Genomic DNA, 20210 nt, shown 5'->3' on the forward strand with positions numbered 1-20210 from the left:
TTTGAACCCAGAGCACATATGCTTAAAGTCACGCAACCTACCCCCTCTCATTTCGGCATCTATGTTTGGGATGTCGACAAAATGGTGAACTTTTACACCTCGGTTTTTGGCATGGTGATCAATGACCGAGGGGTAGGCAAAACCTTCAAAGCCCCCTTGGTTTTTTTGAGCTCGACACCCGACCAGCACCATCAGTTGGTCATTGCCGGCGGCCGCCCCCCAGAAGCCACTTTCAGCACGGTGATGCAGCTGTCTTTTGCAGTGCCCTCCATCCAATCGCTGCGCGAGCTGCGCGACAAAGCCACAGCCTTGGGCGCGACCAAGGTCATGCCCATGAACCACGGCAATGCTTTGTCTGTTTACTTTGCAGACCCCGAGGGCAACACGGTGGAAATCTACATCGACATGCCTTTCTACATCTCTCAGCCACACGGCGATCCGCTCGATCTGAGTCAAGACGATGCCACCATCCTGCGCGAGACCGAAGCCATCTGCCGCAGCGACCCCAGCTTCATGCCCATTGCCGAATGGCAAGCGCAATTCGCTCAAAAAATCTAAATCTATTTCACCCTAGGAACTTCCATGAAATTACTCTCCTTCATTCACCAAGGTCGCGAAACATGGGGCGCCGTGACAGGCTCAGACACCGTGGTGGATCTGGGTCAAGCGATGCCGCAATTTGCCACGCTGATCGATTACATTGCTTCGGGCGCTTACTTGCAGGCCCAGCATGACGCGGCCCAACAAAAAACGTCCATTGCTATGGCCGACATCACGTTTTTGCCCGTGATCCCCAAGCCAGAAAAGATCGTGTGTGCCGTGCGCAACTATATGGACCACCACAAAGAAGTGTTGGCCGCAGGCATGCACCGTGAACTGTCCGAAGAGCCGCCGATTTTTCTGCGCGTTTGGCGCTCACAGGTCGCGCATGGCCAACCCATCATTTGCCCAAAGGTTTCTGGTTCGCTCGACTGGGAAGGTGAGTTGGCCGTGATCATTGGCAAAGAAGGCCGCAACATTTCTGAAGCCGATGCTTTTGACCATGTGGCGGGCTACTCTTGCTACAACGACGGCAGCATCCGCGAATGGCAATTTCACGCCAAGCAAATCGCATCGGGCAAGAACTTCGAGTCCACCGGCGGCTTTGGCCCCTGGATGGTGACGGCTGACGAGATTGCCCCCAACCAAGAACTGAAGCTGATCACGCGCTTGAATGGTGAAGTGGTGCAGTCGAGCCACACCGGGCACATGATCTTCCCGATTGCCAAACTCATCAGCTATGCCTCGACCATCTTCACCCTGGTGCCCGGCGACGTGATCGCTACCGGCACGCCTGCAGGCGTGGGCTGGAGCCGTAAGCCAGCCTGGTTCATGAAGCCCGGCGATGTGTGCGAGGTTGAAATTGAAGGCATTGGCACCTTGGTCAATCCCATCGCCGCTCAAGCCTAAGCGCAAGCCTGAACATGAAAGCGATCCAAGTCCATGTAACTGGCGGACCAGAAAACCTGTTGGAGGTGGTGCTGCCAGAGCCGGTTGCGGGTCGTGGACAAGTTCGCGTCAAAGCCAGCACCATTGGGGTCGGCCGCCCTGACGTTCTGCTTCGCAAAGGCACCTACAAATGGATGCCGCCGCTGCCAGCGATACCCGGCGCCGAATTGGCCGGTGTGGTGGATGCCGTGGGCGAGGGGGTCACGCAATGGCAAACGGGTGACCGCGTTTTGGTCAGTGCGCGTGAGTTGCCCCAACGAGGCGGCTGTTATGCAGAAGCCATCGTGGTGCCCGAAGATTCACCCTACCGATTACCGGACACCGTCTCGTTTGACGATGCGGTGAGCCTGCCCAATTTGCAGTTGGCCCTGGCACTTTTTCAGATCGCGGGTCCCATCGCATCTCAAGCGCCCCATGTGTTGATCACCGGTGCCTCAGGGGGCGTGGCGGGCATGTTGTGCCAAGTGGCCAAACTTAAGGGCTTTGTCACCATAGGCACCAGCAGGAGCCGTGACAAAGCTCAGTTTGCGTTGGCGCGTGGTTTTGACCACGTCATTTGCACCGATTACGAAACAACCCATGAGCGCCTGGCGAACATCACAAAGGGGCAGGGCCTGAATCTGGTGTTTGACCACTTGGGGGGTCAAAGTCTGATCGATGGACTCAAAAATCTGGCCCCCTTTGGCACCCTGGTGTCCTACAACGTCGTGCAAGGCATGCCCTCCGAAGACACCTTCCAGGTGATGCGTCAATTGCTGGAAAAAAGCCTGGCCATTCGGTGTTTTTCGATGCACACCTTTGACGCAAACCGCGCCACACGTCGCGGGCTGATGAACGAGGCCATCGCCCTGTTGGCGCAGCAGCACGTCAGCTTTTCGCCCCCTCAGATTTTCAAGCTCAGCGAGGTCCAAAAAACCCACGCTTTGCTCGACCAAGGACTTGTCAGTGGAAAGCTGGTCATGCACCCATGACCCGCAGCTGAACGCGTGCATTTGGCAGTGATACTTTTATAACCAGGAGACCAACATGATTCGCAGACACCTTCTCGCCACTTTGACCATCACCACCTTGATGTTGCCCGGGGTCGCGCTGGCACAAGCCTATCCCGACCGTCCCATCAAGGTCATGCAAGGCTTTGCGCCAGGCGGCAACGCCGACAACATCGCCCGGACTGTAGGCGTAGAAATGAGCAAGGGCTTAGGCCAAAACATCGTGGTCGAAGCTCAGGCAGGCGCAGGCGGCACCATTGCGGCCACCACCGTCGCCAAGTCAAGGCCCGATGGCCATACCTTGCTGTTGGCTACGGGCGGGCATGCGGTGGCTGGCGCTTTGTACAACAACTTGGCTTACCGCACGGTACAAGACTTTGAGATGGTCAGCACCATCACTTACTTCCCGTTCTTGGTGGTCGTTCCGGCCAACAGCAAGTACCCCAGCCTGTCGGCCTTGTTGGCGGCCGCCAGAGCCAACCCGACGGAGGTGAGCTATGGCACCGCGGGCATCGGCTCCACACACCATTTGGCGGGCGAGTTGCTCGCCAGCATGTCCAAAACACAGTTGCTGCATGTGCCCTTCAGAGGCGACTCGGCTTCGCTCACCTCCCTCTTGGGCGGCGAGATCCCCATGATCATTGCACCGCCCACGGCGGTTATGGCCAACATCAAATCTGGCAAGCTTCGCGCCATTGCCACCACGGGTCCTCAGCGCTGGCAGGGGTTGCCTGATGTGCCCACCGTGTCGGAGCAAGGTGTGTCGGGCTACGACGTGCAGTCATGGGCCGGCTTGATGGCGCCTGCAGGCACACCCAAACCCGTCATTGACCGCCTGAACGCGGAGTTGCAAAAAGCCCTTTTGGTGCCCACTGTGAAAACGCGCTTGGAAGACATGGGCGGCGAGGTGCGCGGCAGCACCTCGGAGGAGATGCGGAACATGGTGGCCACACAAACCCAAAAATGGATTCAAGTGGTGAACGACGCCAAAATACCGAAAAACTAAGTCCCTCAGTGGGTTCCGGGGCCTTGCCCAAACGGGCAACTTGTTGCCAGGTCAACCCAGGGCTCCGTCCCCGCCTTTTTTGAAAGCTCAAGATGTCACTGATTCAGATCCGCAAACGCAGCCTCACCATTGAAACGACTTACCACGAAGGTGGACCCGTCTCCGACCAACCCTTGAAACTCGCCGCAGCCTGTGCAGTGATTCAAAACCCCTACGCCGGCACCTATGCGCCCGATCTCATGCCTTTCATGGCAGAGCTCAGGTCGCTGGGCACCGTGTTGGCACAAGAGTTGATCGACACACTGGGCAAAGACAACATCGAGGTTTACAGCAAAGCCGCCATTGTGGGCGTCAATGGTGAAATGGAACACGGTGCTGTCTGGCACGAAGCTGGGGGCTGGGCCATGCGGTCCTTGTTGGGTGACCCCAAAGCCATCGTCCCGGCCAGCAAGGCGGTGGCCAGCGCTGGGTATCGTTTGATGGTTCCCGTGCATTACATCCACGCTTGTTATGTGCGCAGCCACTTCAACAGCATGGAGGTGGGCATTCAGGATGCGCCGCGCCCCAATGAAATTTTGTTTGCGCTGGTCATGGGAACAGGTGGCCGCATTCACTCGCGACTGGGTGGTCTGACCAAGGAGGCTGTTTCGGTCCACGACGGCCAGCGCTGAATCGCCTGCGAAAACAGTTGGCCAGGGCTCGTTTTGACAGCCCTTCCCAAAACAAATTGACGCCTCTGCCTACGGCTGTATGGACCGGTCACACCTGTGACTGTTTTTGCAGGTCAATGGGTCCAAGATGCACATCTTTGCCCATGAACTTGTCATGACCGCCGACACCCAGCCCAGCCTCAGCCCCGAGCAAGACGCTTATTTGCGCGAACGTTCTGACTGGATGGGCGCTTATTTGGTGTTGCACGCTTGGGGCGTGATCGCATTGGCCATGGCGGTTTTCATCGCTTGGCCTAACCCCTTGAGCTTCATTGTCGCGGTGGTCATCATTGGCGGGCGGCAACTGGGCCTGGCGATTTTGATGCACGATGCAGCGCACCGTGCCTTGTTCAAAAACACCCGGTTCAATGACACGCTGGGCGCGTTTTTGTGCGGCTGGCCTGTGGGCGCAAGCCTCACGCTGTACCGCCCCTATCACCTGAGTCACCACCGCCACACCCAGCAAGCCGAAGACCCCGACCTGATGTTGTCGGCCCCGTTTCCCATCAGCCAAAGCAGCTTTTGGCGCAAGATGCGGCGAGATATTCTGGGCGTGACAGGCTACCAACGCCGCATGGAATCTTTCCGCCTGGAAATGGGCGACAGCCCCAGCCGCTGGCAACGTCTGAAGAACCTGATCGCCGCAGAAAAATATTTCTTGCTCAGCAACCTGGCGATCTTCGCCATCACGGCAGCAGTCGGCGTGTGGTGGGCCTACTTTGCCTTGTGGCTGCTGCCTTTGTTGACCTGGTACCAGGTCATCAGCCGCGTCCGCAACATTGCCGAGCATGCGGTGGTGGGCGACAACGACGACCGCTTGCGCAACACCCGCACCACGCTCACGAATTGGGGCATGCGCATGGTGCTGGCGCCCTACTGGGTCAATTACCACCTGGAACACCACCTGTTTGTGTTCACCCCCTGCTGGAAGCTGCCTGCGGCGCACCGCATGCTGATCGCGCAAGGCTTTGGCCCGCGCATGGAACTGGCCCCGGGTTATCTGGCCGTGCTGCGCAAAGCGGTGTCCAACCCGCACGACGACCCCGATCACGGTAAGCCAGGCGATCAACGCAAACGCGCTGCACTCATCTGACCCCTTCAAAACAAGGACTGAACATGGCACACCGACTTGACCAACAAGTGGCCATCGTGACCGGGGCCAGCCGAGGCATTGGCCGCGCGATCGCCGAGGCTTATGCCGCTGAAGGCGCCAGCCTGTGCCTGATTGCCACCGACACGTCGCGCCTGCAGGAGGTCAAGGACAGCCTGGGCTTACCCGCCGAGCGCATCATGACTTTGGGCCTGAACGTGACCGAGCGTGACGCCTGCTTTGCGGCCGTGGCGCAAGTCGAAGATCGCTTTGGGCGTGTCGATGTGCTGGTCAACAACGCCGGGGTGTACCGGGCCAAGCCTTTCCTCAACTACGCGCCGCAAGATTTTCAGGACATGCTCGATGTGAACCTGTTTGGCGTGCTGCACTTCATGCAGGCGTGCCTGCCGGGCATGCAGGCACGGCGGCACGGGCGCATCGTCAACATCGCCTCCACGGCTGGCAAATGGGGCTCGCGCAACCAGTCGGCCTACAACGTGAGCAAGCACGCGGTGGTGGGCTTGACGCGCTGCGTCGCCCTTGAGGCCAGCCCGCACGCGGTCACGGTGAATGCGATCTGCCCCGGCTTTGTGCAGACCGACATGGTGGAAACGCTGAAAGCCCAGGTGGCCCAAAGCTCCGGCATGAGCGGCGACGACATGGTCAAGGCCGCACTGGCGCGGGTGCCGCTGGGGCGGGTGCTGAACCCCGACGAAATCGCTGCCTTGGCGGTCTACCTCGGCTCTCACGAGTCACGCGGCATGACAGGGCAGTCTATCTTGCTCGATGGCGGCATGGTCCTGGTCTAGTGGACGGATCGCATCGCACCGCACGCATACTTGCCCCATTCACATGAACATCGCTCTCTGGTTGGCGCGCACCGCCGAACGTTACCCGCAGCAAGCGGCCATCGCGCACGGCACCGATGTCTGGTGCGATTACGCCGAATTCGCCCACCGCGCTGCCCGCACGGCCAGCTGGCTGCACGCCCAAGGTGTGCAGCCCGGCGACCGCGTGATGCTGTTCCTGTACAACACGCCCGAATATTTGCCCCTCATGTGGGGCATCTGGTGGGCCGGTGCGGTGGCGGTGCCCGTCAACGCCAAGCTGCACGAACGCGAAGCGGCATGGATCGCTCAGCACAGCGAGGCGCACATCGCTTTTTGCGACAGCGAACGGGAACACACTTTCACACAAGCACTGCGCGACTTGGGCGTTGTTACAGCCGTTAAGGCTGACAGCTCATTCATGTTGCAAGTCGAAGGCCCAGAACTGCCACTGCAAGCCCGCGAGGACGACGACCCGGCCTGGTTGTTCTACACCAGCGGCACCACCGGCAGGCCCAAGGGCGTGGTGCTGTGTGCCCGCCAATTGCGCGGCTGCACGTTGGCGTATTTCGGCTCGGTGCAATCGGTGGAACGTGGCGACACCATGCTGCACCCCGCGCCGCTGTCGCACGGTGGCGGCATGTACCACTTGCCTTATGTGCTGAACGCCGGGCTGAATGTGGTGCCGCGCTCGGACGGGTTTGACCCGCATGAAGCCTTGTTGCTGGCTGCGCACTGGCAGCGGGCCTCGTTTTTTGCAGCGCCCACCATGGTGCGGCGGCTGGTGGATGCGGCGCGCAACTTGCCTGAGCGGCCGCAGGGTCTGGCCACCATCGTCTATGGCGGCGGCCCCATGTACCTGGCCGACATCGAAGAGGCATTGCAGGTCATCGGCCCGCACTTTGCGCAGATTTATGGCCAAGGTGAATGCCCAATGACCATCAGCGTGCTGCCCAAGAGCGATGTGCTGGACACCACCCACCCGCGTTACCGGGAACGGCTGGCTTCGGTCGGGCATTCACAGGCCATGGTCGAGCTGAAGATTGGCGACGAGTCAGGGGCGGGCTTGCTGGTGGGTGAAGTGGGTGAAATTTGCGTCCGCAGCGAGCTGGTCATGGCGGGCTATTGGCGCGATCCTGAGGCCACTGCCAAAGCCATTCGCGGCGGCTGGTTGCAAACCGGTGATGTGGGGCGGCTGGATGCCGATGGCTACCTGACTTTGCTGGACCGATCGAAGGACCTGGTGATCAGCGGCGGCACCAACATTTACCCCCGCGAAGTCGAAGAAGCCTTGCTCACGCACCCGCAGGTGGCCGAGGTGTCGGTGATTGGCCGACCCGACCCGGAGTGGGGCGAGGTGGTGGTGGCGTTTGTGGTGTGCCGCCAGCCCTTGGCTGTTGCCGATTTGGACGCGCACTGCCTGGACCAGGTGGCGCGTTTCAAGCGGCCCAAGCACTACCACTTTGTCAATGCCTTGCCCAAAAACAATTACGGCAAGGTGCTGAAAACCGAGTTGCGCGCCATCGACGCGCAAGGACTGGAAACGCGTCGGACTTGAGTCGGTATGGGTCTGAATTCTTTGTCCCTACCCAGGTAACGCCGTCAGCTTGCAAGCAGCACAGATTTGGCCTAGCCCTATGGCAGCCGCTGAAATGGGAAATGCTCGCGATTTGTAGACACCAACGAGACAAACCACGGGATAACCATGAAGCAAAAAGTGACGCTCCAGTCTCACAATGGCCCACTTTGTACAGTTTGAAACATACGCCGAAAGAAACTGAGCCCTCCAGATGTCCAGCAACACCATCCTTGAAACCCGGAATCTCATCAAAGAGTTCAAGGGCTTTGTCGCCGTCAATGACGTGAACCTGAGCGTGCAGCGCGGCCAGATTCACGCGTTGATCGGCCCCAATGGCGCAGGCAAGACCACGGTCTTCAACCTGCTGACCAAATTCCTGATTCCGACCAAGGGGCAGATCCTGTTCAATGGCCACGACATCACCGGCGAAAAACCCTCCCAGGTGGCGCGCCGGGGCATCGTGCGCTCGTTCCAGATTTCGGCCACCTTCCCCAACCTCACGGTGATGGAAAACGTGCGCATTGGTTTGCAGCGCGCCACGGGCATATCGCTGCATTTCTGGCGTTCCGAGCGCAGCCTGAACCAGCTCAACGACAAGGCCATGGCGCTGCTGGACCAGGTCGATTTGGGCAGCATGGCCGATCTGACTGCCGTGGAATTGCCCTACGGCCGCAAGCGCGCCCTGGAGATCGCCACCACGCTGGCCATGGACCCCGAACTGATGCTGCTGGATGAGCCCACCCAAGGCATGGGCCACGAAGACGTGGACCGTGTGACGCAGCTGATCAAAAAAGTCGGCGCCAACCGCACCATCCTGATGGTGGAACACAACATGAGCGTGGTGTCCAAGATTGCCGACACCATCAGCGTTTTGCAACGTGGACAAGTGATTGCCGAAGGACCTTACGAAGTGGTTTCGAAAAATCCCCAAGTGCTTGAAGCCTACATGGGCACCGCCGACAACCAACTGGAGGGTGCCCATGGCTGATTCCAAAGAATTCCTGCGCATCAGCAACCTGCAATCCTGGTACGGAGAGTCGCACATCCTGCATGGGGTGGACATGACCGTCAACGAAGGCGAAGTGGTCACGCTGCTGGGGCGCAACGGCGCTGGGCGTACCACCACCGTCAAATCCATCCTCGGCCTGGTCGGTCGGCGCACCGGCTCCATCACCATCAGGGGCCAAGAGACCGTGAACTGGGCGCCGCACCAGATCGCCAAGCTCGGAATTGGTTATTGCCCCGAAGAACGCGGCATTTTCTCGGCCCTGACCTGCGAAGAAAACCTGATGCTACCGCCCGTTATTGCCCCGAACGGCATGTCGGTCGAGGAAATCTACGACATGTTCCCCAACTTGCTGGAGCGCCGAAACAGCCCCGGCACCCGGCTGTCAGGTGGCGAGCAACAAATGCTGGCGGTCGGCCGCATCCTGCGCACGGGTGCGCGGTTTTTGCTTCTCGACGAAATTTCCGAAGGCTTGGCCCCGGTCATTGTTCAAGCCTTAGCCCGCATGATCAAGGCCCTCAAGGCCAAGGGCTTCACGATCATCATGGTGGAACAGAACTTCCGGTTTGCCGCGCCCTTGGCGGATCGGTTTTACGTGATGGAGCATGGCCAGATGGTGGAGACCTTCAGCTCGCAAGAGCTGTCCGCCAAAATGGGCATGCTGCATGAGTACTTGGGTGTGTGATTTTTTTCTAACTGGAGATAACACGATGAAACGCAAACTTCTTTCCCTCGCTGCCGTGGCCGCTTGCGCCTTTGCAGGCTCAGCCCAAGCACAGATCTCTGACGGCATCGTCAAGATCGGCGTGATGAACGACATGTCGGGCTTGTATTCCGACATCACCGGCCCCGGCTCGGTGACTGCGGCCCGCATGGCCGTCGAGGACTACATCAAGGCGACCAAGAGCACGCTCAAAGTCGAAATCGTCAGCGCTGACCACCAAAACAAACCCGATGTGGGCTCTAACGTGGCTCGCCAGTGGTTTGACACCGACAAAGTCGACATGATCGCCGACGTGCCCACATCTTCGGTGGGTCTGGCTGTGGCCAAAATTGCCAGCGACAAAGGCAAACTGCACGTCAACTCAGGCTCAGCCACGGCCGATCTGTCGGGCAAGGCCTGTAACGCCAACACCATCCACTGGGCTTATGACACCTGGATGCTGGCCAACGGCACAGGCAAAGCCATTGTGAAAAGTGGTGGTGACACCTGGTTCTTCCTGACCGCTGACTACGCTTTCGGCCACGCCCTGGAGCGCGACACCGAAGCTGTGGTGAACAAGAACGGCGGCAAGGTGGTCGGTAAAGTCCGCACACCCTTCCCAACACAAGACTTCTCTTCTTTCTTGCTGCAAGCACAAGCCTCCAAAGCCAAGATCATTGGTCTGGCCAACGCGGGTGGTGACACCACCAACTCCATCAAGCAAGCGGCTGAATTCGGCATCACCAAAGGCGGTCAAAACCTGGCCGGCATGCTGGTGTTCCTGCCAGACGTGCACTCGTTGGGTCTGAACATCGCGCAAGGCCTGATGCTGACCGAAACCTTCTACTGGGATCTGAACGACAACACCCGCGCTTTCAGCAAGCGTTTCGCAGCAATCCAGGGTGGCAAATACCCATCGATGGTGCAAGCCGGTGTTTACTCCAGCGTGATCCACTACCTGAAGGCTGTGGATGCTGCCAAGACCGATGACGGCAGCAAAGTCGCCGCCAAGATGAAAGAGCTGCCCACCGACGATCCTTTGTTCGGCAAAGGCACTGTGCGCGCTGACGGTCGCAAGATTCACCCGGCCTACCTGTTCCAGGTCAAGAAGCCTGCCGAATCCAAAGGCCCATACGACTACTACAAGCTGGTGGCCACCATTCCTGCCAACGAGGCTTTCCGCCCCCTGGCTGAGAGCGAGTGCCCGTTGGTCAAGAAGTAATTTCAACCCTTTGTTCAAGCAAGTCGATACATCACCATGGAAATCTTTGGCATACCCTCGCAAGCCCTGTTCGGGCAATTGCTGATCGGGCTGATCAACGGCTCTTTTTACGCATTGCTCTCGCTGGGCCTGGCCGTGATTTTCGGCTTGTTGAACATCATCAACTTCACCCACGGCGCCCAGTACATGCTGGGCGCCTTTGTGGCCTATTTGTCGCTGACAAAGCTGGGCATCAACTACTGGGTGTCGCTCATCCTGACGCCCATCCTGGTGGGCGCGACAGGCATGCTTATTGAGCGCATCATGCTCAAGCAGCTGTACAAGCTGGACCACCTGTATGGCCTGCTGCTCACCTTCGGTCTGGCCTTGATCATTCAGGGTTTGTTCCGACACGAATTCGGCTCTTCGGGCATGCCTTATCCGGTGCCCGAGGTCTTCAAGGGTGCCTACAACACCGGCTTCATGTTCCTGCCCAAGTACCGCGCTTGGGTCATCGTGGCTTCGTTGGTCGTGTGCTTGTCCACCTGGTACGTGATCGAGCGGACCAAGCTGGGCGCCTATTTGCGCGCCGCCACTGAAAACCCCAGCCTGGTGCAGGCTTTTGGCGTCAACGTGCCCCGCATGATTACCCTGACTTATGGCTTCGGCGTGGGCTTGGCCGCTTTTGCCGGCGTGATGGCCGCGCCCATTTACCAGGTCAACCCGACCATGGGCGCCGACATCATCATTGTGGTGTTTGCGGTGGTCGTGATTGGCGGCATGGGCTCCATCATGGGGGCGATCCTCACCGGTTTTGGCTTGGGCCTGATCGAGGGCTTGACCAAAGTGTTCTACCCGGAAGCCTCCAGCACGGTGATTTTCATCATCATGACCATCGTTCTTTTGATCAAGCCTGCAGGCCTGTTCGGCACCCAGAAGTAAGACCATGACCACTGTCTCGACCCCCTCACTCAAGACCCAGTCGTTCACGCACCAGTGGGTGGCCTTTGCCATCATGGTGATGGTGCTGGTCATCGCCCCGATCTGGGTGTACCCCATCTTCCTGATGAAGGTCATGTGCTTTGCCTTGTTTGCATGCGCCTTCAACCTGCTCATTGGTTTTGGCGGCCTGCTGTCGTTTGGCCACGCCATGTTTTTGGGCACCGCTGGTTATGCCGCAGCCCACGCGGCCAAAGTCTGGGGCTGGAACCCCGAGCTGGCGGTGCTGTTTGCCACCGCTTGCTCTGGCTTGCTGGCGCTGGTGACAGGCATGCTGGCCATTCGCCGGCAAGGCATTTATTTTGCGATGATCACTTTGGCGTTTTCGCAGATGGTGTTTTTCTTTTATCTGCAAACGCCGTTCACAGGCGGCGAAGACGGCATCCAGTCGGTGCCACGCGGCAAGCTGTTTGGCGTGTTCGATTTGGCTGAAAATTCGGCCATGTACATGTTTGTGCTGGCGATTTTCCTGGCCGGTTTTGCCCTGATTTGGCGCATCATTTATTCTCCCTTCGGCCAGATCCTCAAAGCCATCCGCGAAAACCAGGACCGAGCCATTTCGCTGGGTTACGACACCGACATGTTCAAGCTGATTGCTTTTGTGATCTCGGGCGCTTTGGCGGGTACCGCCGGGGCCACCAAGTCGCTGGTGTTCCAGTTGGCCTCGCTGACCGACGTGCATTGGTCCATGTCGGGTGAGGTGGTCTTGATGACCCTGCTGGGCGGCATGGGCACTTTGTTTGGCCCTGTGGCTGGCGCTGCGGTCATCGTCAGCATGCAAAACTATTTTGCCCAATTTGGTGCCTGGGTCACTATCATGCAAGGCGTGATCTTTGTAATTTGTGTGCTGGCCTTCCGTCGCGGCATCATTGGCGAAATTGCCAACTGGATCAAGAAGCCGCTGTAAACATCTGTCCCAACGGATGCGGTTCTCACCCGTTGGGCATCCAAGCAGCCAAAAAGGAAAGCGGCCTGCGCAATGTGGGGTCAAAGGGGTTGATTTGCGGTGAAACACGCTGGGCCTCCTTGCGGAGCAAATCCACAACAGCAGGCAATCTTTCTGCGTTCAATCGGGTCGAAATAGTCCCGACACTCAATGCTGCTACGGCATGGCCGTCACGATTGCAAATCGGTACAGCCACGCCAGCCATGCCCTCCAGCAAGCCCGTGTTTTTGTCGGCATAGCCTTGTGCCCGAACCCGATCGATCTCGGTCCTCAAATACACCTCATCGAACGTGCCCAACTCCCTCACGCGGGGCACATTGAAGCGAATGACTTCTTCGCGTTCAGCTTCTGGCAAAAAAGCCAAAATAGCCAAACTGCCTTGTCCCACACCCAGCGCCACGCGACCGCCAATATCGCCTGTGAACGAGCGAATCGGAAAAGGCCCTTCGCTGCGGTCAATGCATACCGCATCAAAACCACTGCGCGCCAATAAGAACATGGTGTCGCCCAAACTGGCCGACAGGCGCAGCAACCCCGGCCGACACAGGTCGCGCAGCAGCGAGGGGTTACCAGCACGCGCAGCCAATGCAAAAAATTCGATGCTCAGCCGGTAGTGTTTCGTCCGCTCATCCTGCTCCACCACATTCTGGGCAATCAGGGCTTGCAAAGTGCGGTGAACGGTGGCTTGCGTCAGCCCGATGTCTTTGGCAATTTGCGTCACGCGCGCACCCTCGCGTTGCGCATGGGACAAATGGCCAATGATGGCAAAAGCCCTTTCCAGCACACCGGATCCCGTTGAGGTCTTGGTCATTTTGTATAACTGAAGAATTTTAAGGATTTTATGTCAATTATTCTGCACAATGAAATAAATTAAATAGTTATGCCGTTTAGTGAAATACCCTGTTGACGCTCTGGTGTGATTGCAACACCATTTGTCAAAGTCCAGAGCAGATGTCTGGAGGGATCAGAGCAGAGCCTGCGGGCACAGGAGTGTGGCGAATGTCGTTTTTGACGCTGACCAATCTTTCCAAGTTCTATGGCTCGCAATGTGCCGTGGAAGACATGAACCTGAGCGTTGAAAAAGGAGAGTTCCTGACCCTTTTGGGACCGTCGGGTTGTGGCAAGACCACGACGCTGCAAATGATTGCCGGGTTTGTCGAGGCCAGCCACGGCAAAATTTGCCTCGATGGCAAAAACATCACCCACAGCCCACCCAACACACGGGGCTTGGGCATTGTGTTTCAAAGCTATGCGTTGTTTCCCCACATGACGGTCAGCCAGAATGTGAGTTTTGGCTTGGAGATGCGCGCCGTGGCGAAGCGCGAACGTGCAGACCGAGTGGCCTCAGCTTTGTCATTGGTGCACTTGGACGAATTGGCACAGCGCTACCCCCGAGAACTTTCAGGCGGGCAACGTCAAAGGGTCGCTCTGGCCCGCGCATTGGTGATCGAGCCCCCCGTCTTGCTGCTGGACGAGCCTTTGTCCAATCTGGACGCCAAGCTGCGTGAAGAAATGCAATTCGAGCTGCGTCAGATTCAACGCAAAGTTGGCACCACCACGATCATGGTCACGCACGACCAGACCGAAGCCATGTCGCTCAGTGACCGTGTGGTGGTGATGCAAGCAGGGCGCGTGACTCAAATTGACAAGCCATTCACGCTTTACGAAAACCCGCAAACCCAATTCATCTCCAAATTTGTAGGCAAAGCCAATCTGTTGCAAGGGCAGGTCATCCACAACGATGGTGACTGCTGCATCGATATGCGCGGCTTGAAACTCAAGGTGGCCTCAGGCCTCTGGGTTGAAGGCCAGGCCGTGATGGTCAGCGTGCGGCCCGAGAAAATTCAGTGTGTTGCTCAAGGCGCGGGTCGCGTGGATGGTTTGGTCATGGCCAGGTTTTTTCTGGGCAGCCAATGGCTTTATCAGGTGGAAACAGCGCAAGGCCTGTTGACCATCACATGCGCGAACAATGACACTTCCCCTTTGAACGAGGGTCAAAGTACAGGCCTGGATTGGTCTGATGAAGCCATGCGGGTATTGTCATGAGCGCACAAAGGCCACTGACGCCATGGATCTTGTCTGCTCCGGCACTGCTGCTGTTTTGCGGCTTGTTGCTGGCCCCTCTTTTGATGACGGGTCTTTTGTCTTTCCAAGTGTTTGACTACAACACGGGGGTGAAAAACGAGTACACCCTGGCACATTACATCGAGGTGCTGACCGACCCGTATTATTTTGAGATCTTCTGGCGCACGTTCTGGGTGTCTGTCATGACCACCGGGATTTGCTTATTGATCGGTGCACCCGAAGCCTATGTTTTAAGCCGGATGCGGGACCCGTGGAGAACGATCTGTTTGCTGGTGGTGCTGGCACCCCTGCTGGTTTCAGTAGTGGTCAGGGCTTTTGGCTGGAGCATGTTGCTGGGACCGAATGGTGTGATCAACCAGTTTTTTGCTTTTGCCGGTCTGGGTTCAGTCAAGATCCTGTACACCGAATGGGCGGTGATCATCGCCTTGGTGCACGTCATGCTGCCCTTCATGATCATCCCGATCTGGACTTCGTTGCAAAAACTCGACCCGGGCGTCGAGCATGCGGCCTTGTCCTTGTCTGCATCACCCTTCACCACCGTGCGGCGGATTGTGTTGCCGCAGGTGATGCCGGGCATTTTGTCGGGTTGCCTGATTGTGTTTGGCTTGTGTGCCAGTGCATTTGCCATTCCGGGCTTGTTGGGTGGACGCCGTCTGAAAATGGTAGCCACGGTGGTTTATGACGAATACCTGCACGAATTGAACTGGCCACTGGGGGCGACGCTGGCCTTGATTTTGCTGCTGGCCAATCTGGTGGTCATGCTCAGCTACAACCGCGTGCTGGAAGGCCGCTACAAAAAATCCATGGGGGTTGCATGAACCGAAACGGCCCCATTGCCAAGCTGTTCAATGCCTTGGTGATCGGTTTCATGCTGGCGCCTTTGCTGATCGTTTGTCTGGTCGCATTCACGCCCGAAAACACCTTGACGATTCCGACCACCGAGTTCTCGCTGCGCTGGTTCAAGGCGGTGTTTGATCACCCCGATTTCATCACCTCGTTTTGGAACAGCCTTTGGCTGGGCTTGGGGGCGGCCACTTTGTCAACCCTGCTGGCGGTGCCTGCGGGACTGGCCATCTCACGTTACGAGTTCAAAGGCCGCGACGCCCTCAATGCCCTGTTTCTCTCACCCTTGATCGTGCCCCACCTGGTGTTGGGGGTGGCGATTTTGAGAATGTTTACACTCATCGGTGCGACAGGCAATTTTTATTGGCTCATGATGGCGCATGTGGTGGTGATCACCCCGTATGCCTTGCGCCTGGTGTTGGCTGCGGCGGTGGGCATGGACAGGCATTGTGAACATGCAGCTTTGTCCTTGGGGGCCAGCCGTTTGACGGTCTTCAGGCGTGTGACTTTGCCCATGATCTTGCCTGGCGTTACGGGAGGGTGGCTGTTGGCATTCATCAATAGCTTTGACGAAGTGACCATGTCCATTTTTGTCACCTCGCCGGCCACGGTGACCTTGCCTGTGCGCATGTACATGTACGCCACAGAGTCGCTCGATCCACTGATGGCCGCCGTCTCGGCCTTGATGGTGGCCTTGACGGCCGCAGTGATGATCATCCTGGACCGCCTCTATGGTCTGGACAAAATACTGGTGGGTGGCAAATGACACAGGCCCATCCCAAATCCGCTGGCTTGTGGGTCAGACTGAGTGAAAAGCAGCGCGAACCGCTCACCTTTTTCCTGAACGGAGAGGCTTGCCAGGCTTTGGTTGGTGACACCATCATGACGGCACTGCTCACGCAAAGTCGGGGCCTTCGACGGGCCGACCCATCCGGGGCCATACGGGCCGGGTTTTGTGTCATGGGTGCTTGCCAGGATTGCTGGGTGGTGACCGAAGAGGGTTCGCGTTTGCGCAGCTGCCTCAAACTGATCGAACCTGGCATGCGTTTGGTGGTGACACCATGAACACCCCCCTTGCCCAGACCGTGATTGTTGGCGCAGGCCCTGCGGGCATCCGCGCCGCTCAAACTTTGGTGTCCAAAGGCTTGCGCCCGATCGTGCTCGACGAAAACGCGCGTCACGGCGGTCAGATTTACCGACAACCACCCAAGAATTTTGAACGCAGCCGAAAAAGCCTGTATGGCTTCGAGGCCAGCAAAGCCGATGCCGTCCTGAACGCCATGCAGGCCTTGATGCCGCACATCGATTACAGACCCAACACACTGGTGTGGAATGCCGAGGCCGGGTGCCTGGATTTGCTGCACCAAGACAAGACATCGGTCTTGCCCTATTCAGCCCTCATCATGGCCACGGGTGCGACCGACAGGATCCTGCCTTTTTTGGGCTGGACACTGCCCGGTGTGTTCAGCCTGGGGGGCGCACAAGTGGCTCTGAAGTTTCAAGGCTGCGCCATCGGCAAGTCGGTGGTCTTTGCGGGCACTGGGCCTTTGCTTTACCTCGTCGCCTACCAATACGTCAAAGCGGGTGGGCACGTTGCGGCCATTTTGGACAGTGCCCAGTTGAGCGACCAGCTGAGTGCTTTGCCGGACATGATGGCCCAATCGTCTGTCTTGGCCAAAGGCCTTTATTACGTGGCCTGGCTCATGGCCCACGGGGTCGCCATCCAGCGAGGGGCCATGCCGGTGCAAGCGCTGGGTGACGCATCGGTCGAACAATTGATCTGGCGCGACCAGCTCGGCGAACACCGCATCGACTGCGATGCGGTGGCCACGGGGTATGGTCTGAGGTCGGAAACCCAGTTGGCCGATTTGTTGGGCTGCGAGTTTGCGTATCACCAGGCAGACAGGGCCTGGCTGCCCACCAAAGACAGCGCGGGCCGATCGTCTGTGCCCGGGGTGTACATGGCGGGCGATGGCGCCAGCATTCAAGGCGCTGATGCGGCCGAGTGGTCAGGAGAGCGTGCCGCATGGGCCTTTCTTATGGATCAAGGGCTGGTTTTGACTGACGCAGAAAAGGCACGCATCAAGACGCTGGACCGGCAGATTGCAAAACGCCGGACCTTTGGCTCAGGTTTGACCCAAGCCTTTCCCGAGCCCACCCAATGGCCTGCCATGACTACCAACGAGGTGGTGATCTGTCGCTGCGAAGAGATCACAGCAGGCGAAATTCGGGAAATCGCCCAAGCATCGGGAGCACTTGAGCTGAACCGTTTAAAAGCTTTGTCGCGGGTGGGCATGGGGCGTTGCCAAGGGCGCATGTGTGCTTGTGCCGCCGCTGAATTGCTGGCGCATTGCACGCAGCAAGCGCCCTCGCAGGTGGGCCGTTTGCGTGGACAAGCGCCCATCAAACCCATTCCCTTTGAAAAAGCCCTCAGCGCCAAAAGCGAGGGTCCCGCATGAGCTTCGCACAGCACTTTGACGTGGCCATCGTGGGCGGCGGCATCGTCGGCGCGAGTGCGGCTCTGGCCTTGAGAAAGCTGGGCAAGTCTGTGCTGGTGATGGAGCGGGATGTGTGTGGTTCACGTTCCAGTGGCGTGAACTATGGTGGCGTTCGCCGCCAGGGGCGTTCGTTGGTGCAATTGCCACTGTCGCAGCGGGCCCATGCCATCTGGGGGCGCTTGCCCGAGCTGATCGGTACCGATGGCGAATACATCCGCTCTGGCCACCTGAAAATTGCACGGACCGAAGCCGATCTGGCATCGCTGCAAACCTACCGCGACAAAAGTCAGGCCCTTGGCCTGGACTTGCAAATCATTGGCGGTGATGCCCTTCGCAAGACCTACCCCTGGCTGGGCGAGCGCGTGTTGGGCGGCTCCTTGTGCGCCGAAGACGGGCATGCCAACCCTCGGCTGGTTTCGCCTGCATTTGCCAAGGCGGCGCAAGCTGCCGGGGCGGTGGTCATGGAGAACACCACCGCCAAGCACATCCACCACTCGGGCCGAGGCTTTGAGATCGAAAGCGACACGGGTGTCCACATTTGCAGTGACCATTTGCTCAACTGTGCAGGTGCCTGGGCAGGGCACATTGCCGCTCAATTCAACGAAATGGTGCCCATGGTGTCTGCACACCCGGTCATGGCCGTCACCGATCCATTGCCTGCCTTCATGAACTTGAGCCTTGGCGTTGAAGGTGGCGGCATCTATGCAAGACAAGCCCCCAGAGGCAATTGCGTGATCGGTGGATCACGGGGTTTTGCGCTGGATGATCTGCGCGCCAGGCCTTCGCGCGAGGCCATTGGCCTGGTGCTGGCCCGCTCGGTTGAACTGTTGCCTAGCCTGCGGCACGCCCATGTGATCCGCACCTGGAGTGGTACCGAAGGTTATTTGCCTGACCATGAACCGGTGATCGGCAGGAGCCAGACCACGCCAGGTTTGATCCACGCTTTTGGCTTCGCAGGCGCAGGTTTTCAAACCGGTCCTGCTGTGGGTGAGGTGTTGGCCGAACTGGTTTGCCATGGCCGCTCGTCCACCCCCATTGAGGCCTTTTCCATCGCCCGTTTTTCTGCCGTTTCTTCGTCCGTCACATCAACCCCAGGAGACTTACCATGACCCCCTTCTCGCGATCAAAAATTTCTGTAAAAGCGCCGCTTGGCGCCCTGGCCGTCGCCATCGCGGCCATGGCACCAGGCTTGTCGCAGGCCCAAACCAAAACCCTGTACATCGGCATGAATGGTGGCATCATGGAAAAAACATGGACAAGCCATGTTTTCCCGGCCTTTGAAAAAGCGAACAACGTGAAAGTGGTGGTGGTCCCGGGCACCTCATCAGAAATCCTGGCCAAGGCGCAAGCCAACAAAGACAGGCCCCAGATGCATGTGATGTTCCTGGACGATGGGGTGATGATCCGAGCCGCAGGCATGGGGCTGTGCGAGAAGCTCAAACCCAGCCCTGCTTTGAATGAAATTTTCCCCACCGCGCGCTTCAAGGATGACATCGCTGCCGGTGTGACCATGGGCATGACAGGCTTGGCTTACAACAAGAAAATGTTTGCCGAAAAGGGCTGGGCCGCACCCACCTCCTGGATGGATTTGGCGGACCCCAAATTCAAGGGCAAAGTGGTCTTCCAATCCATGCCATCTTCTTCATTTGGCCTGCATGGCTTTTTGATGTTCAACCGCATCAAAGGCGGCACCGAAGCCAACGTAGACCCGGGATTCAATGCTTGGAAAGCATCGATTGGCCCCAACGTGCTCGAGTACATCCCCAGCTCGGCCAAATTGGCCGAAATGATCCAGAACGGTGAAGCCGCCATTGCGCCCTTGACACCGACCAGCGTGGCCACCTTGCAGGAAAAGGGCATTGCCGTCGAATACGCTCAGCCCAAAGAAGGCTCGGTAGTGCTCATGGTGGCCGAGTGTGTGATTGCCAAAAATTCCGAGCCTGTTCTGTCACAAAAGCTGGCCGAGTATCTGCTGTCAGCCCAAGCACAGGCTGCAGGTCTGGAGCACGGCAACCAGATCCCGTCCAACCCCAAAGCACCCGCTGTGGGCGATGATGCCAAATTGAAACTGAGACAGTTTGCCGACTACATGAAATCAGCAGTCGTGCTGGATTGGAACGTGATCAACGAGAACCGTCCTGCATGGAATGCGCGTTGGAACCGCAGCATCGAAAGATAAAACGCATCGGACCAAAGGACCGTCTTTGAAGAAGCCCGCCCGTGACACCTTGGGCGGGTTT

General features: G+C 58.2%; 21 protein-coding genes. 20 read left to right on the forward strand and 1 reads right to left on the reverse strand.

The features are described from left to right. Positions 1-18 precede the first annotated feature (18 nt). The 13 genes from B9Z49_RS06870 to B9Z49_RS06930 all read left to right on the forward strand — a co-directional run bounded on the left by B9Z49_RS06870 (position 19) and on the right by B9Z49_RS06930 (position 12505). Positions 19-558 carry a VOC family protein gene (locus B9Z49_RS06870; protein ID WP_108352685.1) on the forward strand — a complete coding sequence of 180 codons (540 nt, stop codon included), beginning with the start codon at positions 19-21 and terminating at the stop codon, positions 556-558. 24 nt (positions 559-582) lie between these two features. Continuing rightward, positions 583-1449, forward strand: a complete 867-nt coding sequence (locus B9Z49_RS06875; protein ID WP_108352686.1) for a fumarylacetoacetate hydrolase family protein — start codon at positions 583-585, stop codon at positions 1447-1449. A gap of 14 nt (positions 1450-1463) precedes the next feature. Next, entirely contained in the window at positions 1464-2459 is a 996-nt protein-coding gene (locus B9Z49_RS06880) for a zinc-binding dehydrogenase (protein WP_108352687.1), read from the forward strand. A gap of 55 nt (positions 2460-2514) precedes the next feature. Continuing rightward, entirely contained in the window at positions 2515-3483 is a 969-nt protein-coding gene (locus B9Z49_RS06885) for a tripartite tricarboxylate transporter substrate binding protein (RefSeq protein ID WP_108352688.1), read from the forward strand. 92 nt (positions 3484-3575) lie between these two features. Then, a complete protein-coding gene (locus B9Z49_RS06890; RefSeq protein ID WP_108352689.1) occupies positions 3576-4154 on the forward strand; it encodes an amino acid synthesis family protein in 579 nt (192 codons plus the stop codon). A gap of 154 nt (positions 4155-4308) precedes the next feature. Beyond that, on the forward strand, positions 4309-5286 hold the full coding sequence (locus B9Z49_RS06895; RefSeq protein ID WP_108352812.1) for a fatty acid desaturase family protein: 978 nt from the start codon (positions 4309-4311) through the stop codon (positions 5284-5286). Positions 5287-5309: 23 nt separating this feature from the next. Continuing rightward, positions 5310-6092: an SDR family NAD(P)-dependent oxidoreductase gene (locus tag B9Z49_RS06900; protein ID WP_108352690.1), complete on the forward strand. Its 783-nt coding sequence runs from the start codon at positions 5310-5312 to the stop codon at positions 6090-6092. 43 nt (positions 6093-6135) lie between these two features. After that, positions 6136-7668 (forward strand): AMP-binding protein, encoded by a 1533-nt coding sequence (locus B9Z49_RS06905; protein ID WP_108352691.1) that lies wholly within the window; start codon positions 6136-6138, stop codon positions 7666-7668. A gap of 232 nt (positions 7669-7900) precedes the next feature. Continuing rightward, entirely contained in the window at positions 7901-8677 is a 777-nt protein-coding gene (locus tag B9Z49_RS06910; RefSeq protein ID WP_108352692.1) for an ABC transporter ATP-binding protein, read from the forward strand. Next, a complete protein-coding gene (locus B9Z49_RS06915; protein WP_108352813.1) occupies positions 8670-9380 on the forward strand; it encodes an ABC transporter ATP-binding protein in 711 nt (236 codons plus the stop codon). The genes B9Z49_RS06910 and B9Z49_RS06915 overlap by 8 nt, the downstream gene beginning before the upstream one ends. 25 nt (positions 9381-9405) lie before the next feature. Further along, positions 9406-10620, forward strand: coding sequence for an ABC transporter substrate-binding protein (locus B9Z49_RS06920; protein WP_108352693.1), 1215 nt, complete (start codon positions 9406-9408; stop codon positions 10618-10620). Positions 10621-10656: 36 nt separating this feature from the next. Next, positions 10657-11541, forward strand: a complete 885-nt coding sequence (locus tag B9Z49_RS06925; protein WP_108352694.1) for a branched-chain amino acid ABC transporter permease — start codon at positions 10657-10659, stop codon at positions 11539-11541. A 4-nt stretch (positions 11542-11545) separates the two neighbouring features. Continuing rightward, positions 11546-12505 (forward strand): branched-chain amino acid ABC transporter permease, encoded by a 960-nt coding sequence (locus tag B9Z49_RS06930; protein ID WP_108352695.1) that lies wholly within the window; start codon positions 11546-11548, stop codon positions 12503-12505. Positions 12506-12530: 25 nt separating this feature from the next. Here the strand turns inward: B9Z49_RS06930 and B9Z49_RS06935 are convergent, their stop codons facing one another. Next, complete coding sequence (locus tag B9Z49_RS06935) at positions 12531-13355, reverse strand: IclR family transcriptional regulator (protein WP_108352696.1); 825 nt, start codon at positions 13353-13355, stop codon at positions 12531-12533. Positions 13356-13543: 188 nt separating this feature from the next. On the opposite strand from B9Z49_RS06935, the gene B9Z49_RS06940 reads away from it, so the two are divergent. From B9Z49_RS06940 to B9Z49_RS06970, 7 genes are read left to right on the forward strand one after another with little or no spacing between them, the layout of a single operon-like run. Then, complete coding sequence (locus B9Z49_RS06940; protein ID WP_108352697.1) at positions 13544-14590, forward strand: ABC transporter ATP-binding protein; 1047 nt, start codon at positions 13544-13546, stop codon at positions 14588-14590. Next, positions 14587-15447: an ABC transporter permease gene (locus B9Z49_RS06945; RefSeq protein ID WP_108352698.1), complete on the forward strand. Its 861-nt coding sequence runs from the start codon at positions 14587-14589 to the stop codon at positions 15445-15447. The genes B9Z49_RS06940 and B9Z49_RS06945 overlap by 4 nt, the downstream gene beginning before the upstream one ends. Then, on the forward strand, positions 15444-16238 hold the full coding sequence (locus tag B9Z49_RS06950; protein WP_108352699.1) for an ABC transporter permease: 795 nt from the start codon (positions 15444-15446) through the stop codon (positions 16236-16238). The genes B9Z49_RS06945 and B9Z49_RS06950 overlap by 4 nt, the downstream gene beginning before the upstream one ends. Further along, positions 16235-16537, forward strand: coding sequence for a (2Fe-2S)-binding protein (locus B9Z49_RS06955; RefSeq protein WP_108352700.1), 303 nt, complete (start codon positions 16235-16237; stop codon positions 16535-16537). Before B9Z49_RS06950 ends, B9Z49_RS06955 begins: the two co-directional genes overlap by 4 nt. After that, positions 16534-17931, forward strand: coding sequence for an NAD(P)/FAD-dependent oxidoreductase (locus tag B9Z49_RS06960; protein ID WP_108352701.1), 1398 nt, complete (start codon positions 16534-16536; stop codon positions 17929-17931). The genes B9Z49_RS06955 and B9Z49_RS06960 overlap by 4 nt, the downstream gene beginning before the upstream one ends. Continuing rightward, a complete protein-coding gene (locus B9Z49_RS06965) occupies positions 17928-19079 on the forward strand; it encodes an FAD-binding oxidoreductase (protein ID WP_108352702.1) in 1152 nt (383 codons plus the stop codon). The genes B9Z49_RS06960 and B9Z49_RS06965 overlap by 4 nt, the downstream gene beginning before the upstream one ends. Then, entirely contained in the window at positions 19076-20149 is a 1074-nt protein-coding gene (locus tag B9Z49_RS06970) for an ABC transporter substrate-binding protein (protein ID WP_108352703.1), read from the forward strand. Before B9Z49_RS06965 ends, B9Z49_RS06970 begins: the two co-directional genes overlap by 4 nt. Positions 20150-20210 lie beyond the last annotated feature (61 nt).

It is taken from the genome of Limnohabitans sp. 2KL-51 (genome assembly GCF_003063645.1).
Lineage (GTDB): Bacteria > Pseudomonadota > Gammaproteobacteria > Burkholderiales > Burkholderiaceae_C > Limnohabitans_A.